Annotated in this window: 11 protein-coding genes and 1 rRNA gene; all 12 read left to right on the top strand. The window is 45.4% G+C overall.

What is annotated here, in order from left to right; genetic code table 11:
• Window positions 1-38 precede the first annotated feature (38 nt).
• Entirely contained in the window at window positions 39-1,328 is a 1,290-nt protein-coding gene (locus OIU26_RS13605; RefSeq protein ID WP_058710446.1) for a vWA domain-containing protein, read from the top strand.
• An 18-nt stretch (window positions 1,329-1,346) separates the two neighbouring features.
• Complete coding sequence (locus OIU26_RS13600; RefSeq protein WP_264217142.1) at window positions 1,347-1,988, top strand: beta-mannanase; 642 nt, start codon at window positions 1,347-1,349, stop codon at window positions 1,986-1,988.
• A 16-nt stretch (window positions 1,989-2,004) separates the two neighbouring features.
• Complete coding sequence (locus tag OIU26_RS13595; protein WP_013370936.1) at window positions 2,005-3,270, top strand: TRAFAC clade GTPase domain-containing protein; 1,266 nt, start codon at window positions 2,005-2,007, stop codon at window positions 3,268-3,270.
• Entirely contained in the window at window positions 3,267-6,296 is a 3,030-nt protein-coding gene (locus tag OIU26_RS13590) for a hypothetical protein (RefSeq protein WP_264217141.1), read from the top strand. The genes OIU26_RS13595 and OIU26_RS13590 overlap by 4 nt, the downstream gene beginning before the upstream one ends.
• Before the next feature lie 211 nt (window positions 6,297-6,507).
• Entirely contained in the window at window positions 6,508-6,975 is a 468-nt protein-coding gene (locus tag OIU26_RS13585) for a MarR family transcriptional regulator (protein WP_264217140.1), read from the top strand.
• 91 nt (window positions 6,976-7,066) lie between these two features.
• A complete protein-coding gene (locus OIU26_RS13580; RefSeq protein ID WP_264217139.1) occupies window positions 7,067-8,443 on the top strand; it encodes an MFS transporter in 1,377 nt (458 codons plus the stop codon).
• A gap of 85 nt (window positions 8,444-8,528) precedes the next feature.
• A complete protein-coding gene (locus OIU26_RS13575; protein WP_264217138.1) occupies window positions 8,529-9,098 on the top strand; it encodes a hypothetical protein in 570 nt (189 codons plus the stop codon).
• Between the two features lie 69 nt (window positions 9,099-9,167).
• Complete coding sequence (gene rpmG, locus OIU26_RS13570; protein WP_013370941.1) at window positions 9,168-9,317, top strand: 50S ribosomal protein L33; 150 nt, start codon at window positions 9,168-9,170, stop codon at window positions 9,315-9,317.
• 509 nt (window positions 9,318-9,826) lie between these two features.
• The gene (locus OIU26_RS13565; RefSeq protein WP_013310118.1) at window positions 9,827-10,072 is read left to right on the top strand and encodes a type B 50S ribosomal protein L31; all 246 of its coding nucleotides are present in this window, start codon (window positions 9,827-9,829) and stop codon (window positions 10,070-10,072) included.
• A gap of 608 nt (window positions 10,073-10,680) precedes the next feature.
• Complete coding sequence (locus tag OIU26_RS13560; protein ID WP_264217137.1) at window positions 10,681-13,854, top strand: S-layer homology domain-containing protein; 3,174 nt, start codon at window positions 10,681-10,683, stop codon at window positions 13,852-13,854.
• 26 nt (window positions 13,855-13,880) lie between these two features.
• Window positions 13,881-18,455 carry an S-layer homology domain-containing protein gene (locus OIU26_RS13555; protein WP_264217136.1) on the top strand — a complete coding sequence of 1,525 codons (4,575 nt, stop codon included), beginning with the start codon at window positions 13,881-13,883 and terminating at the stop codon, window positions 18,453-18,455.
• Between the two features lie 539 nt (window positions 18,456-18,994).
• Window positions 18,995-19,182 (top strand): 16S ribosomal RNA (locus OIU26_RS13550); the annotation flags it as partial.

The following is a 19,182-nucleotide window of genomic DNA, read 5'->3' as shown; positions in this document are numbered from 1 at the left end:
TTATCCTACTTTAATGATGGAAGGAAGCAACGAATCTTATGAAGCAACGTAAATTTAACGTTCTCCTATTGGTGTTTGGCTTGCTGGGCGCTGTAGTAGGCTTCATCTTAGGAGAGCTTATTCTTCACAAATTGATAGGCCATTGGCCGCATATCATCGTGGTCGGGCTGTATTTTGGCATCATGGCGCTGTGCATTGGTCTAGGCTGCCTTATCGGCGAACTGATTTCGCCACAGTTAAATGGACATTCATGGCGACAACGATACTCGGGATTGTCCTGGAAATTACTAGTACCTGCTACACTGGTCATGTTGTTCGTGGCAGGTCTGTTATTGGAACTAGGGTATCAGATTAACCCTGAAGGGCGCAAGAGTGTACAGGACCTCGTGCTTGTGATTGATAATTCCGGAAGCATGCAGCAAACAGATCCCGATAATGAACGCCTAACGGCTGCTAAGAGTCTAATTGGGCAAATGGATGGAGACAAGCGCGTAGCCATTGTTTCATTTGAATCCACTGCGCAGTTGGTGCAGCCATTTACTCCCATTGGCACAGATGCAGAGAAGCAAGCGGTATATTCCAAAATCGATAGTATGCAGACTATAATGTCAGGCGGTACAGAGATCGGGCTTGCTTTGGACGAGACGATCAAAGAGATTGAAACCCAAGGCAATGCGGAAAAAGGTTCTCTCGTTATTATGCTCTCTGACGGCTTTAGCGAACTGGATACGCAAACCGCATTGGCTCCTTACATTGCCCGTCAGATTCCGATTAATACGATCGGCCTGAAACTGGCAGAATCGGAAGGTATAGCTTTGTTGCAAAATATTGCCAGCCTAACGGGTGGAACTTATTCTAATGTAGCTAATGCCCAAGGACTTACGCAGGCGTTCGGTAAAATATATAACAAAATTGGTGATCGCACGCTGGTAACGGAGCGGACAGGTGAGTATGCCGACAGTCTGTATTTTGCTATTTATCGCGTAACGGCTCTGGTTATCATCGGAGTTCTATTAGGGTTGGCTCTTGGATTGATGTTTGATAACCGTTTTCTCGCGCGGAATTTCGCAATTGGTGGAGTTCCAGCCGGCTTGCTCGCTGGCTTGATTTTGGAAAGAGGATTATCTGGCTCGCCTATAGGTGACTTGATGATTCGTTTGCTAGCAGCGCTCGTACTGGCGGCCCTTATTGCTGTCTTTTCACTTGTTCTGCCGATTGCGGAAAATACTCGCCGATCTTCTGGTGGTGGGAGCCAAGGTGGGCCATCAGGCCAACGGAGAGGGGCACCGGAAGGACCGACGCGCAATCGACGCAGCAGTGGATTTTAGAACGGGAGGCTGGAACTTATGCAGTATAGGGATGCACAGCCCGGTGATCCTGTGATTTCGGAGCTGAGCCACAAAATTGACGACAACCGGGTAGTGTTACGCTGGCAGTGGCCTGAAGGTGTAGCCGTAGTCTATATTGCCAAACAATCAGCCGATGCAGGTGCGAATGGGCAGAATGAGGCACCGACTTCTGACCTGAAGCTTTTTACACGCGAGGAATATAAGGCCGCTGGCAGCTATCGTGACCGGATTGAAGGCATTGGACGTGTGCGGTATACCGTGTATCCGGCTGTTCGGGAGGAGGGTGACACCTTTGTAATCCGTCAGCCAGACGGAACCAACCAACTGGAGTTGAGCACGGGTAGAGCCAAAATTAAATATGCGGTTCACCATAAAAAAAGCTGGTTTCGCAGCCGCAAAACAGTCCAGATTCAGGTGACAGCCGAAGTTCCTGTTCCGCAGGAGGCGCTTTGCTACGTAAAGAAGCGTGGCGGCTATCCGGTTGACCGGGACGATGGCACCTTGTATCCGTTCACGGCACCCTTTGCTGCAGGACGGAATGTTTTACCCGCTATTGAAGTGGGTGGAGATGAGTATGTGCGGCTGTTTTTTACGGACGGTCAGAAGTATGGCACGATATATGAATTAGTTCCTGAATGAAAGGAGGCCACAACCGATGAGTTTTCTTAGCAATTTATTCAGAAGAAAGCCACAGGCCGAACCGCGGCCGTTATTCTATGATATTGTGTGCCCTTATTGCTTTAGTAAATTTTCCCCAGAGGAAGTGGTATTCCGTGCTTCCCATCACCGTGAAGATGATGAGGATTACGCTTTGGGTGAAGATGAACTGTTGAACAAATATCGGGAGCGTTTTGGCTTGGATAGTGTACATGATATGGAGGCAATTCTTCATCCCTATGATGTACCTGAGGAACATCGCTTGTATTCAGATCATGTGTTGACAGGTCTGACGGACCGTTACGGTGAGCTGACACGTCACCGACTGTGCCCACACTGCCATAACGAGCTGCCTGTGACCGCAGGCAAGGTGCCGAGTAATATCATTTCGATTATTGGAGCTTCGCAGGCGGGAAAATCTGTATTTATGACCTCTCTGATTCACACGCTGCAGCATGTGACGGCCGATCATTTTGACGCAGCTTGCATGCCGCTTAATGCAGAGATCAGCCGCAAGTTCCGCACGATGTATGAGGAACCACTGTTTGAACGAGGCGATCTGCTTACATCGACACAAAAAGAAAAGATGCAGGAGCCTTTTATTTTCCAGTTTGTATTTAAGGATGAGGAAAAGCCACCACTGACATTGGTATTTTTTGATGTAGCCGGTGAGGGGATGGTCGATCAGGACTATCTGGGACTTCATGGACAGCATATTAAAAATTCTGCGGGTATTCTTTTTATGGTCGATCCACTGCAAATCCGTTCTATCCGGGAACGTATTAAGATTAATCTTGGCGATAAGCCTGGTGAATGGGTCTCGCAATATGATGAACCGCGTGATGTCGTACTTACGATGTTCGGTGACTTTATTGCATACCAAGAAAAAGGCAAGACGGACATTCCGACAGCTGTGGTCCTCACCAAAAGTGACATGCTTACTGCGCTGGCAGATGAAGAAGGCACGTATATCAAGACAAACAGCAATATTTTTAATCCAATGGAACATCGCAAATACATGGATTTGGATGAGTTCGCGAACATTGATGGCGAAGTTCGGCGCTTTATCGAGAAGGTGGATAAGCCGTTCAAGGGCACAATGGATGTATATTTTACAGATACAGCCTATTTCGCGGTTTCTGCTCTAGGTAGCAATCCAGTGGACCAAAAGCTGCAAGGGTTGGTTAGTCCGATCCGTGTAGATGAGCCATTCATCTGGCTGCTCTATAAGTTGAAGTACATTGAGGGGAGAGAATCACATTGAGTTTATCTACCTCTCATATGATACAGCAGCAAATGTATACACGGGAACGGCGCGGTATTTTCCGTTCTACGGAAGGCTTCGATACAGTAGCTAATTCCAAAGGGTTGGATGCTTCATTTATTAAAAAGGTGTTGCATCCTTTATGTGTGTATGATGCGCCTGCGGCTTTGACAGCGCGTGGCGAGAAGCAGGAGAGTGTCTATCCCGAAGCTTTACATCTGGTACGGACAGAGTCCGGGGGTGTTGTGCTCGGACGCAGTATTTATAAAGCAGCGGATTTCACTGGGCTTCGGAGCGCCTTTTTTACGCATAACTATGTGATTCCGGCTGGACATGGTGAATCTCCGTCTGATTATAAGCAGTGGCTGAACACTTCGTTTGTCGATACCCATGATATTGAGCAGGGAACGGAATTACCGGAATTAGAGCGTCTACCAGGTGGTAGTGTATTTCCCGCTGTTGACCCGTCTGCAGTACTGGCTCAATTGCAGCTGAGCGAAGAAGTGTTCAAGCAGCTTTTATACGCTGTAATGATGTCAGCTGCGGGTCGCAAAAAGGTATATGTAGCGCTGAATGTTCCAGCAGAAGCGGTAGCATCTTCAGCCAAACAGCTACTGGGTGTGTTGTATGCGGCACTGCCTTATGCATTTCGCAACAGACTCGGATTTCTTACATATGCGCAGGAACCGAACAGCAGAAAAGGCATTCACTTAATGTTTGTTGAGCCTTTCAGCTTGCGTCCCGGTGATCGGAATGTAGAAAAAGACTTTGTATTTGACCTCTCTAACAATAGTCGAATACTGAATGTGGATACAGAGCAGGCGAAACAGCCATATTTTGACTGGATTGTCCGTACGCTACTGAATGGCGAGGCTCCAGACGATTTTCTCAAATTTGCCGAGCAAATGCTGACAGGCATGGAGGCAGGGCGTGAACTAACACCTTCTAGCTATCATGAGCTCATTACGCTGTACAGAATTGAGCAGGGAGAGCGGTCATTATACAACGAGCAGCGAATCACTGTGTTACGAAGCTTGACTGATTATTTATCGCCATCTGATGCGCTGCCACGTAAAATGCGGCTGAATGACCTGTTTCTGTCCTTTTTTGATCACGAGTTTGATCGGGTGAAGGATGGACACATTCCAGATGTAGGGCTGGTTGATTGCTTCAAGGACTATTATAAAGTTCATGCACGCAGTAGCGAAAATCGGCTGGTGGAGTATTTAATCCGTTCGCTAAACAACGCTTATACTGCCAGAAATACGGAAGCGGTCACGTATATTTATCATACGATTGAAGAGAATCCGTCATTAGGCAAGGTCTATTTTACGAAAGTACTGGGTAATCCGGCACTCACGAAAATGCTGTTCATTCCCTACATGGACAGTCAGATGAAAAGAACGCCTGATGTAAAGGGTCTATTGGCCGTGGTGCATGAATGGGGCAGTCGGTATATCGAAGTGTCAGCGAATGCCGATTTTCAGCTGTTGGCTGAATCTGCATTAATGGGCAAGCTGCGTGCCGAGAGAAAGCCGGTAGAGGCTGTGGCTGCCATTCACCAACGCTTGCGTCAATGGGACAGTAGTTCTGCCGTGGGCACACTGTCCCCGTTGGAGCAATCCGGATTAACAGAGCGCTTACGGGAAGCATCGGATCGATATTTACTCACTGAAGTAGAGCTAAAAGAAATATCACCTGATCAGGTCGTACAGATTCCGTTTTTCACACGTTCCGATTTGGTGCAGTGGGTTGGAAAGTTGCCTGCTCCTCTCAAGGGACAAGCAGTGCGATTGATTGCGGCTTATGATTGGTTTAACACGGAGGACCCGGAACCATCGGTGCTAGACGGTCTGGAGCCAAGCGAAGTAGAAAAGGTGCAGGATTGGGCTTACGGTTGGCTGCCCCAGCAGCTTGCAGAAGGCCATTTTGCCCGTCTGTTGCCAGCTTTCTATCGTTCTGATGGTACTGGCGAAGGAATACTGGATTTTGCCCGCCTGGTCAGTTCGATCCGCAAATGGGCAAAGGATAACGATACGATGTACCGCTTTATCCGCTGGTCGGAGGAACACGCTGAGTTTGCTACTCCACGTGGTGGTTTTGAACCAGCCTACCGGCGTGCGTTGCTTTTATTCTTCCAAAAAGAAGGACGAGAGGGCCTGCATAAAAAGACGCTATGGCGTCAATATTTTGAACCAGCTAAGCCTGTTTTTAAAAATTTCTATCAGGCAGCAAAGCGTGAGACAGACACGCCTTTGGTCAAAACGCTTCGTCGTTTCCGCAAAGGCGGGGTGATTTCCGGGATCGTATTAATCGTTATTGCAGGAACATTAGGCGGTCTGAAAGCAACCGGGATCATTGGATCTGTTAACACACCAACGCCTGCCGCTGCTCCAAAGCCTGTACAACAGCCAGTAGAGCCTACAGTGCCGGTAAAAGAGGAGCCTGCTGCAATAGTGACACATGTACCTAACACCAAGTCCACTACGAAAATGGTCAAGCTGTTGTTTGCGTTTCAAACATCGGCAGAGCAGGCAGAATTTAAGCCTAAAAAACTCGTCATTGTCGGTGCGGATCAACAGGAGCACTCATACGAAAATTTTACGCTTACTGAACAGAATGATAAGGAAGCAGCCAGTAAAGCTAACAATGGTTCGTCCGGTGACGTTAACACTGAGGGCGCTACCACCAAAAGCAAGACAGGTGCCGGAGAATCCACAGGAAGTGGTTCTACAGATCTGAGCGGTACATCCAGCGGAAAAAGCGCTGATCAGACTGGAGCAGTGACAGACAACACAGCCGGAGGCGCGACTTCAAAAATATCAATTGAGGGTAGCGGTATAGCAACCGATAAAACCATCACCAGCACGTCCGATGATGGTACAGGGACAACGGAATATGATCTCGACAAGTATCCTTATCGTACGCTGTTGACTATTTGGCAACGGCTAGAGCTAAATGATGCTAGCACGGTTACTGTGGATGGAAAAGATTATCCGCTGGTTCAAGTGAAAGCTGCGAACTAAGCAACTATAGACAGTAAAAAAGACGGGTTCCTTTTGGAACCTGTCTTTTTATATGTATAAATTTATACATAAAATGTATTCGTGATTCTGAAACTGATTGTATTTAGTAGACGATCTTTTTACGAAGGTATTGACACCAAATAGGCAGCTGATTAAAATTAGTTGGAATTCAAACTATTAAAATTCGATGGATAAGGAGGTTAGCAGTGAAATGGGAAGTGAGGTGTATCCCGTTTGTCTTCCTTGGGAAGAAGAGAGCACGATGTACTTAATTAAATGGATTTTCACCACCGTCCGGCGCGAGATTGAAACAGCACTGCGGCCTTTGGGGCTTACCTCCCCACAATCGCAGACGCTCTATATTTTGGCGATGTCTCCTGGAGTCACCAATACGGATTTGGAAAAGCTATTGCTTATTGATAAATCAAGTGTTACTAGCCTGGTTAACGGGATCGTTAAGAAAAACTGGGCAGTACGCCAGAGTCATCCGGAAGATGCGCGAATGAAGCAGATTTATTTGACCGAGGAAGGCTTGGAGATTCACAAAGTAGCCGAACGTACCATTGAGCAAATTAAAAGCTCCGTAGGCAAAACGTTATCTGTCGGAGAGTCGGAAGCGCTGCGTGGTTTGCTCAAAAAAATTCTTCACGATTACCGTCCTGCGAATGCTTGCGTTTGAGCGGATAATTAGAAAAGTTTGCCCGGCTGACGAATCTATGAGCTATAAAATGTCACCTAGATAAGATGTTTACAGGAGAGGGAGAAACCAAATGATAAAAGAACAAACTTATCCCAATGCGGATAAGCTTATGCGAGTTTTGGCCTTCACACTTGTTTTTTCAGTGATGAACGCTTTTATGTTTAATGTTGTTATGCCTGTGATTCGGGAGGAATTTCATATTAGTGCCTCCGATGTAAGCTGGCTACTGACGGGTTATATGATCGTGTATGCAGTTGGCTCGGTGACCTACGGCAAGCTTGCAGATAAGTATCGTCTCAAAGATTTGCTGACATTTGGGATTATATTTTTTGCACTAGGTTCGCTTATTGGACTGTTGGCCAATCAATTTTGGATGTTAATTGTAGCCCGTTTGCTTCAGGCCACGGGGGCTGCTGTTATTCCGGCAACCGCTATGATTGTTCCCGTTCGCTATTTCTCAGCTGAAAAAAGAGGGCGAGCTTTGGGCGTCACAGCAATCGGCTTAGCATTAGGTACTGCGCTGGCTCCCATTATTTCCGGTTTGATTACAGGCTTTGCGAGCTGGCGTTTTTTGTTCGTCATTTCCATGCTGCCACTGATCGCTTTGCCGTTCTTTCGCAAATACCTGGACGATCAGCGAGGAAAGGATCAGAAGTTCGATTTTCTTGGCGGATTATTGCTGGGTGGAACAGTGGCCTGCTTGTTGCTTTCCATTTCACAAGCCAATATGATGTTTTTTCTGATCGGTGTGGTTTTATTTGGACTGTTTATATGGCGCATTCATACTGCCCACGATCCGTTCATCCAGCCGAAGCTGTTCCGTAACAAGCAATATTCATATGGGCTTCTTATCGCTTTTTTAGGGACGGGGATTAGCTTTGGATTGCCGTACTTGGCACCACAGTTTTTGAATAGTCTCAACCAGCTTACACCAGCTACGATTGGACTGATTATGTTTCCCGCTGCTATTGCGTCAGCTCTATTAGGAAAAAAAGGGGGGCGTTTGGCCGATAGCAAAGGAAATTCAGTTCTGGTGTATACAGCCGTATCGCTATTGTTTATCTGCTTTATCAGCTTGTCTACATTTGTAGGTGCATCTCCGTATCTGATTTTGTTTTTGCTTATTTTCGGGAATGTAGGTCAGACCTTTATGCAGATTGCCATGTCCAACACAATTTCTCGTACTTTGTCGAAAGATCAGATTGGTGTTGGAATGGGGCTGTTATCTCTGTTGAATTTCATTGCCGGGGCGATCACAACAAGTATTTTGGGCAAAACGTTAGATAGTTCGTCGTCCTTTCATTTGAATCCGGTCGTATCTAATGTCCAAGTGTTCAATTTCAGCAATATATTTACGGTGCTTGCGCTGATTGCGCTTGTGACGATGGGGCTTTACGCATTGCAGTTCCGGCGGGGTCCGCGCGGTAATACACCTGCTGTCGAATAAGGATAAACATTTTATGTAAGCTCATGCCATAACAAGGGTATAATATAGAAGGAGAAATTTTCTATGGAAGGACGGAGTGCCCAGCATGACAAGAAACCTTCAATATGTACCCTATGGTTATGAACCGCCAATCGAAACGCACAAAGGGACTATGGTCTACTATGATACGTTTGAGCAGACTACAGCTAGTGAGCTGGAGCTTTTTGCCGAAACGGGGGCTGCACTGTCTTTTACAAAGCTGGTGCTGTATCCGCTACATGAAGAAACGGTCAGAAGAATGTGGAAGCAGCCAGTACGCTCGTATTATAAGCGGGTCGACGAGCTGGGAGAGTGGCAGCGAGAGCAGGCTTTGAGTGCTGTTGTGATTGAGAACTGGGAAGGTAAGCGAAAAAAGTATACGCCAATTGAAGCAGCCATTCGTTTTTTGGCGGAAAAGTATGCAACTCCGCTTTTTTTGTATATGAGTCCTGAAACTGCTAATTTGTGCGCTTCCTATGCATCCTTTGGAGAATGGATTAGAAACGTCAGGTTGCTGCTTTCGAGTGAGCCTTTGGAACTTCATCCCAAGCTAGTACAGTACTGTAATCGCTGGAACACAGTAAAAGAAGCAACAAACCGCGACTCTAAGGTTGACAAAGAGGAGCATGAATTATAGAATAGAACTAATCGTAAAAATTACTATTGTAATTGTATACCATGTATTCCAATTGAGGAGGAAGAATAAATGCGCGTTATTGTTACCTTGGCATGCACCGAATCCGGTGATCGCAACTATACAACAACCAAGAACAAAAGAAATCATCCGGAGCGTATTGAAATGAGAAAATACTCTCCGCGTTTGAAAAAGTACACGATTCATCGTGAAACTAGATAATTTGTAGTTTGCTGCATAGCAACCTGAATGATCTCTTCCTGAGCGAAGCCTGTAAGTTTGCAAAAAGCCTGCGTTATGGAACCGGCGAAAACTTGAATTAGTCCAGTGGACAGAGCGTCCGAGGTTAAAGCTAGCACCTAAGAGGAACGGCTTCTTTTCATGGTTGTTTGATAGATGCTAAGCTACATGGCACGCTTTGCCTTTTGAATCGAAAGCACGTGGCCACCCGAGTTCTCCTATGCTGATGTCAGCATGCGGGACGAACCGGAGGACCATTCACAATATGCTTATATAACGATGAAGGCTGACGAAAGAAACGGAGTGTTCGTGTAATGGGCGATGCGATATATACGGCATCGTTCGCTTGTCGTTTACGACCTTGAGCGCAACCGTTACGATCTGTCGTCTTTTTTTCTGAGACATAACCGTTCCTTTTGCCAACTGATGGAGCATTACGCCAGTAGGTTTGAGTTTGAAATTAAAATTACATGAAAGATTAGGTGAAACAAATGAAAAAAGATATTCATCCAACATTGAACAAAGTTATCTTTTTGGACCCTAGCTGTGGATTCACTTTCCTGAGTGCTTCTACTAAATATTCGCAAGAAACGATGGAATGGGAAGATGGCAACACTTACCCAGTTATCCGTGTAGATACTAGCTCCGCTTCACATCCGTTCTTCACTGGTAAACAAAGAAACGTGGATATTGGTGGACGTGTGGATCGCTTTAACAAAAAATACAACCTTAAGTAAGACTCGTGGAGAGCTATGTTTACGGATTATACCAATAATTCGTAAGCATAGCTTTTTTATTATCTACGATTATTTGATACAGCCAAAGCCCAATAAGAACACGAAAGCAGCAGCTTCTCCGGAACGATCCGTGAAGTTGCTGCTTTTTTATGCTTAATGAAGCTGTACAATAGTCGACAATGCTAATCTTGGCAAACTGATCATTTTAAAACGTAACTCCATACTTCGCATGAGGCTGTCTTAACTTAAAAATAATCGCAGGTTTCTAGCCTGCGATTATTTTTTTATAGAACAAGTATCACGGTTAAGGGAAGATCCGGATAAATCACTCGCGGAAATGAGTTATTTGAAGAATATAGTTGGGGACTTAGTGCAACCAGCATCAATTATATAAGATTTTGTTCAGAATTGGTTCAGAGCTTTCGTATATATTAATCGAAACGACATAAATCACTTATTTTCGACAAATATATGAATAAAAAATAATATAAACGCATTATTTATCGATAAATTCAGTGAATAGGCTTTATTAACTTTGAATTAGGTAGAAACATTTCGAAGATTGAATAGGGTCGTTTTACTCAAAAGTAAATTAGGAGGTACAACCATTGAAGGTTTATTCACTTAAGTGGGCAGCCGCTCTTGTTGCTCTTCAGGCGACGTTTGGTACTTCTGCTCACGCTGCAACGCCTGCCAATAATTCGTTTTCAGATATATCCTATGTGACGAATGATAAAATGGTGGCCATCCAAGAAGCTGTACGCCAGGGGCTTTTATCGGGAGATCCTCAAGGAACTTTTCGCCCTGCAGCAACATTAACTCGCCAGGAGCTCGCAGTATTATTGGTCAGAGCTTTAAAATTGGACCCTATTTCAAGTTCTTCTACTTTTAAAGATGTGCAAAGCAAACAATTTGCTGCGCCATATATAGAAGCCGCACAAAAAGCCGGGTTTCTATCCGGGGATGGATTAGGAAATTTCCGTCCGAACGATTCTGTTACGCGTGAAGAGCTGGCAGCTGTGTTTGTTCGTGCAGTCGGAGGGGTTAATGCAGAGGGCGGATCAAGCATTTTGCCTAAAGATCAGTCCTCGGTAAGCCAATGGGCGGCTGGAGCGGTAGATAAGGCACTTCGTTTGGGTTTAATTGACATTCATGACAGCAAGCTCAATCCCACGGGTGAAGTAAAAAGGGAGGATATTGCTCCTTTCCTGCTGGATATTTTCAAAACTCAAGAGCAGACGGCTACGATCAATAGCGTTGATGGAGACATTGTAACAATTGATAATGTTCCCTATTTAATAGAAGGAAATTTGAAAGAGTTGATCGGAAACTCCAATAAAGATGCGTTAAAGGGAGCTATATTAAAGTTTAATTCGCGCAATCGTAATGTGGACGGGCTACAACAATTGGAGATCGTGCAAAAAGATGTTGTGTTAAACACCAATGGTCTACCGGAAAGCAGCCTACTTCGAATTTCGGGCGATGGTGTTCAGATTAAAGGGGATACCAAAGGAGTAATTGAGCTTAATAACGGTGTCTCTAATATCCAGCTGAATGGCAACGTAAACCATCTTACTGTGAATTCCGTCAGTGATATTTCTATTAAAGGGACAGGGACAATTGGGGAGCTAAAAGTTGCCAACGCAAACGCTAAAGTGACATTGAACCCGAATTTTAAAGTTGAAACGATTAAGCTACCTAAAGATATTTCTGTTTCACAAGTTATCCAAAATTACAACGAAGTACAAAACCAGATCGGACAAATTCAGCCCGCTGACGGGACGGATCAAAAAACGACTACAGTAACATCGAGTAGCGTGACATTTTCATCTGGAGGTGGAACTTCAACAAATTCAGTGACTAACCATGCGCCAGGCGTTACTACCGGGTTTACAGATATTACGTTAAGTACAGCAGATGAGCCTAAAAAGATTAATCTGGCAAATAGCTTTACCGATGTTGACGGAGACACTCTGACTTACACAGCAGAATCTTCGGTCACGAACGTAGCGACGGTATCGGTGAATGGAAGTCAGCTGACTCTCACACCAGTGAGCGCAGGAACAACCAAGATCACGGTTACGGCGAACGACGGCAAGGGCGGGACCATAAATAGCCAGTTCAACGTGACGATCACGCCGGTGATCCCGGAAGTTGTGAACCATGCACCGATAGTAGAAACGTCGATCAGCAATGTAACGGCAGGTGTTGCAGACGGCATCAAGACGGTGAGTCTTGCAGGTGTGTTTGCAGATGAAGACAGCGATGCGCTGACATACACGGCAACCTCGACAGATACGGGCGTGGCGACAGTAGCGATAAACGGAAGCGACCTGAAAATTACGCCAGTGAACGCGGGTACAGTCACGATTACGGTAACGGCAAATGACGATAAAGGCGGCACGGTGGATACGCAGTTCAACGTGACGATCACACCAGTGATCCCCGAAGCTGTAAACCATGCGCCGACGGTGAACACGTCGATCAGCAATGTGACGACTGGAGTCGCAGATGGCATCAAGACGGTGAGCCTTGCAGGTGTGTTCGCAGATGAAGACAGCGACGCACTGACATACACGGCAACCTCGACAGATACGGGCGTGGTGACAGTAGCGGTAAACGGAAGTGACCTGAAAATTAAACCAGTGAACGCGGGTACGACCACGATTACGGTAACGGCAGATGACGGCAATGGCGGCACGGTGGATACACAGTTCAACGTGACGATCACGCCGGTGATCCCGGAAGTTGTGAACCATGCACCGATAGTAGAAACGTCGATCAGCAATGTAACGGCAGGTGTTGCAGACGGCATCAAGACGGTGAGTCTTGCAGGTGTGTTCGCAGATGAAGACAGCGACGCACTGACATACACGGCAACCTCGACAGATACGGGCGTGGTGACAGTAGCGGTAAACGGAAGTGACCTGAAAATTACGCCAGTGAACGCGGGTACGACCACGATTACGGTAACGGCAGATGACGGCAATGGCGGCACGGTGGATACGAATTTCACTCTAACGGTGACTCCTTTACCTGCTGTTAATCACGCACCTGTTGTTCAAAGCACGATAAATGATATTTCTACAGAAGCGGGTGCTATGGACACAACTATTGGACTTGCTTCAACTTTTGCAGATGAAGATTTGGACTTGCTAACGTATTCCGCTGGTTCATCGGACCCTGGAGTAGCAACGGTTACCGTTACAGGTGACCAACTGAGTATTACTCCGCTTGCAGTCGGGAGTGCTACAGTCACAGTCACCGCAGATGATGGGAAGGGGGGAACCGTTCAAACGATCTTCCAAGTCACTGTTGGAGAAAAAAAAGGACTTTTCTTCTCTGAGTTGGCATGGGGGGAGGGCGACTCTATGATGCAGATTATTGAGCTTTATAATGCGGGTTCTGAGGAATTGGATGCTTCGAAAATTAGAATTGAACGCAGTGATAGTGGAAATTCGATCGAAATAAGTCAAAACGCTGGTGCTTCTATTCCAGGTGGAGCTACTTTTGTGATAGGAGATACCATGTATTTTGGTGATGCACATGTAGATTACTTCATGGATATGGGATTTTATAACGACGATTCAGCACCTGTCACTTTATCGCTCTATTACGATAATCAGTTGATTGATACGGCCGTGTTTCAGCCTCATACCACTATAGCTAGACAATCCGATGTTACCCATGGAAATGCAGGCCACTACGAGGCGAGTGAATGGTTTGATGAAGGTATCGATTATACGGATAATATCGGTATCTTTAACAGTGAGGCACCGTAATGAATAAAAAGAATAGAGGGAACATCATGAGTTCTAAACCCAATAAATGGCTGATTACATTAGCCTTGGCTGCACTTGTTGCTCCGACGGCTTTGCAGACGATTGCATCTGCTGCCAGTGGTGCATCAAACGGAGCAGCTCTGGCCAGCCTGCCTTTTAAAGACATCAATAATATTGCTTCAGAGCAAAAGACAAGCATCCTGCAAGCCATTGAAGCCGGGCTTCTGCATGGCGACCCGTCCGGATCCTATCGGCCAACGGATTTGTTGACCCGTCAAGAAATGGCGGTTTTGTTAACTCAAGCTCTTCAACTCTCTATTTCTAAAGCAGCAAGTAGCAGCTTCTCGGATGTAGACTCGAAAAATTGGTCCAGTCCCTATATTGAGGCTGTACATCGTGCAGGACTCATGAATGGAGACGACGGCTCCAAATTCAGGCCCAAAGCGGCAGTAACCAGAGAGGAGGCTGCGGTTCTGCTTATGCGGGCTTCCGGGCTTCCTATTACAGCTGACGCCACGGAGTCTGCTAAACTTACTGATTGGAATTGGGTCAGCCCGTGGGCACGGCCATATGTTAATACGGCTTTACAGTCGGGCTCCATGAAGACGGATCAGTCCGGTTTCAAACCTAAATCGTCCGTTCAGCGTCAAGATATAGCCCAGTATATGATGTCTACTTTTTTCCCCAAGGACCATGTAGTCCAACTCCAAAAAGTAGAGGATGGAAAGGCCTGGATTAACGGGATTGAATATAAACTCTCGGATTCAGTTAAAGGAATCCTGCAAACCTCTAACCAAGAGATTCTTAAAGGAGCAGATATTCAATTTGTAGCATCACAGCGGACCATTGAATCAATCACCAAACTGGTCATCCATGCGAGTGGGCAAGCCCCGATAGGGCAAGCTTCCGAATTCAGCGGCAATCTTGTATTAGATGGTCATAACTCCTCGATTGACGGAGATTTAACTATTGACGGCGATTACATTTCGGTTATGAATTTGAATGTCAAAAATAGTTTTACAGTTACGTCAAGCCTTGAACATGATTTCTATGCCTCTAAATTTACGGTACAAGGAAAAACATATATTCAGGGCGGTGACCAAAACACCGTATTGTTTAACACATCTGAGCTGCAGGATGTCGAGGTATCCAAACAGGATGTCCGCGTAGTCATTCAAGGAAATTCAAGGGTAGATCAAATGACATTGACTTCCAATGCAACGATTGAAAATGATTCATCCTCAATGATTCAGCAGTTAAAAGTTCTTACCGGTGCCCAGCAGGTAGAGTTGCAGGGGACTATTCAGCAATTGTCAGTCAACAGTGATCAGCCCGTAGCTCTGACAGGCCAGGCCTCCATTAATACATTGGTTGTGAGCAGTTCCTCCTCGGTCAGTCTGGAGGTAGCTGGAACCATTTCAAATTTACAAGTAAATAACTCTGAAGCAAACATTAGTGTAAGCTCCTCCAGCCAAGTCACGAATACTTCATTTGCAGCAGGTGTGTCCTCTTCGACGGTATCAGGAGTCACTACAACTTCTTCCAGTAGCTCTTCCGGTAGCTCGCGCTTTACGGTTGTGACCAATACAGCACCGAAGTTAGTGACCAAATATGACGATCAAGCCGTAACGGTGGGCGATTCTGAACTTCAAATTGACTTGCTTGGGCATTTTACGGATGAGGAGCAGTCTGAGCTCAAATATACGGCTGTGTCGTCTAGTACAAAAATCAGTACAGTCCGAGTAGAGGGAACCAACCTGTCTATCAAGGCTGTTGGCAAAGGGACTGCGACTATTACGATCGCTGCAGATGACCAGGCCGGGAAAAAAGCGGGCACGAGTTTCAAGGTCCGTGTTAATGAATCTCCTGTTTCATTGGGTATCCCTGATCAAAGCGAACAGCTGGGAAGCGACGATGTGACCTTGTCTTTAGGATCATATTTTACAGATTCTGAAAATGATCCCATGACCTATGAGGTTGTGATCGATGATCCTTCCATTGCCACCTTTACCTTGACGGGTGATCAATTGGTATTAACTCCGGCAGCTGTAGGACATGCCCAAGTTAATATCAAGGCATCTGATGGTCGGGAAGGCAGTGCAAGCCAGTCGTTTCAATTAGTGGTAACTGCTGGACCTAATCAAAATCCGGTTGTAAATCAGAAGCCAGGCAACCAAACGCTCACTGTGGGCGATGCGGACTACATCCTGGATTTATCCCCGGTATTCCTTGATCCGGACAGCAAACCAATGACCATTTCGGCAGAATCCTCGGATCCTTCCATTGCGACGGTCTCCGTTAACGGAAATCAAGCCACGGTTCATGCGGTTTCCTCAGGAACAGCAAACATCCAGCTAAAAGCGACTAATAGCCGTGGAGGCGAGGTTAAAACCAATTTTGATATTACCGTTAATGAACCTCCGGCATCCATGGGAATTCCGGATCAAGCGAAACAAATCAATTCAGGTGACATTCAATTATCTTTAAATGACTTCTTTACCGACCATGAGAAGGATTCGTTGTCATACAGCATTGATATTTCCGATTCTTCGGTTGCAACTGCAGTGCTCAATGGGGACACGCTTACCATTACACCGTTAAAGATTGGCAGCACATCAGTATCCGTTAAGGCATCCGATGGCCATGGAGGCAGCACAAGCCGGTCGTTTCAAATGGAAGTAACCGCTGTACCTAACCAAAATCCGGTTATAGATCAGCAGCCGGGTAATCAGACACTGATTTTAGGTAATTCAGATTATACCCTGGATTTATCTTCGATATTCCACGATCCTGATGGCGACTCTGTGGACGTTTCTGCAGAATCTTCGGATTCGTTAGTCGCTGCTATATCCGTTAACGGAAACATAGCCACAGTCCATGCAGTTTCCCCAGGAACAGCAACGATTACGCTTAAAGCAGAAGATGGCTGTGGGGGCGAAGTCGCTACTAATTTTGATGTTAGCGTCAATGAATCCCCGATTTCCACAGGGATTCCGGATCAGATGAAAGAAATAAATACAGGCGATATTCAATTGTCCTTAAATGATTTCTTTTCCAGTCCTGATAGCTATGTTTTAACTTACGATGTTCATAGCGTTTCTGACCCGACTGTTGTGACGGCTGCCGTTTATGGGGATATACTCACTCTTACACCATTAACGATCGGTAGCACATTAGTATCGATCAAAGCAACAGATGGCCAGGGAGGGGAAGTAATCAAAACTTTCAAAACCACCGTCACAGCTGGACCTCCACAGAATCAAAATCCAGTAGAAACTAAACCTGTCGACCAGTGGCTTACTGTAGGTGATGCGGTTTACTCACTCGATTTAGATCCCGTTTTTACAGATCCTGATGGAGATACGTTGACCTTTATGGCAACCTCTTCCGTTCCGTCTGTTGCTTCGGCGGAAATCACTGGAGACCAATTGAAAATTCAGGCACTAAGTGCAGGGACGACAAGCATAGAAATCAAGGCTACGGATGGTCGCGGAGGGCAAACTTCAACTACCTTCCAGGTCAATGTCCAGTCATCCGGTTCGTCTAACCCATCTTCAAATCAACGCCCTCAAGTAGAAGCTGCCATTTATGAACAAGTGTTGACTGCAGGAGTTACCAATGCAAGAAGCTACGACCTATCCCAATTGTTCAGTGATGCTGACGGGGATGCCCTGACGTTTACTTCTACTGTTGAATCAAGCGGTGTGGCAAATGCAGAGGTTAACGGATCAACGCTGACTCTTACTCCGGGTAATCAGGCAGGAAGTACCAAGGTAACGATTACTGCGGATGACGGGCATGGTGGAACAGCCACCTATAATTTTCAGGTAACAAATGCTCCTCTAACGACGAACGGAATTGTTCAAATCCGAACCAAGCAAGGGGTCAAAGATCCGATTACTTATGACATGTCAACAGTTTTCCCGGGTGAAACTTCATTTAAAGTCTATTCGGGTACGGCAGATTCTACCTTTACTGGACCAATCCCTCTTAACGGGACAGTTTGGACATGGAATGGGGATATTTCTCAATACTACTGGGTAATCGGGGCAAACGGATCTGCCACTGTATTCCAAGTGATAGCAAATCCTCAAGGGCCAGAGGATCTATATTTTTCCCAGTATCTATCCTTGGATAAAACCCGCACTGCTATTGAGTTGTTTTACAATCCAGTAGGGGATACTTCTAAACCTATAGAAAATGCAGGATACTCACTTGAGATTCATCAATACAATTTAGCTACAAATACTCCTAAAGTGTGGAGCCAACCTATTAATTCGTTTTGGAAAGGCATGCCTTATATATATATCGATTCCATTTTTTATGACTTTTTCGACATTGTTCCTGCGGCCTACTATAATGAAGAAATAATGTTATCAGAATCAGATAAAAATGTAACGACAGGCTATGTCCTGAAAAAGAACGGTGTAACGATCGATGTCTTAGGTGATCCTGACGGCAAAACGCAATTTATGCCGAATAATGGGACTATTATCCGAAAATCGGGGATTAAGTCCGGTTCCTCCTTTTATAACCTTCCAGGAGAGTGGAACTCTTATCCAAATGGAACGCTCCAATATTTTGGCCATCATACTCCATAACATTTTGTTGAATTGACGGGAAGCCGGCGATAAAATCGCTGGCTTTTTTTTTATATTTTTCAGATTTAAGTCCTCTTGATTTGTGGTTGCTTAAAAGCCAGCCGAATTTGCACAACCTTCATCGGTTTTGGGGTTTGTTTTGATTTTAAATTAAACTCGAATTATTTTAGAAAATAACACTTGCTATATAATTTGATTATGTGTTATATTCTTATTCCGGCCAATTAAACAAGATATTTTGTCGGTCGGCTAATGAGCAGAACGAATTGAAGAAAAAACGAAAAAAAAGTTGTTGCAAAGTTAGTTGAAAGATGATAGTATATAAGAGTTGCTATTGAGGAAAAAATAGCGATGAAATGAAGAATTTGATCTTTGAAAACTGAACAACGAGTGAGTATGGATTTTGTTTACAAAATCCAACGTTTAAATTTTGGTACATGCCATCTGGCTGTATGAAATGGAAACGAAAATGAGATATTTTATCTCGTCAGTTTCAACATGAGCTAATCGCTCTTTCTATAACCAACTTCGGTTGGTCTTTAATGGAGAGTTTGATCCTGGCTCAGGACGAACGCTGGCGGCGTGCCTAATACATGCAAGTCGAGCGAGGTTATTTAGAAGCTTGCTTCTAAATAACCTAGCGGCGGACGGGTGAGTAACACGTAGGCAACCTGCCCACAAGACAGGGATAACTACCGGAAACGGTAGCTAATACCCGATACATCCT

Origin of the sequence: Paenibacillus sp. BT-177 (genome assembly GCF_025846815.2) — a bacterium.
In the GTDB taxonomy this organism is placed as follows: Bacteria; Bacillota; Bacilli; order Paenibacillales; family Paenibacillaceae; genus Paenibacillus; species Paenibacillus polymyxa_C.
This window is presented reverse-complemented; position numbering and strand designations above follow the sequence as displayed.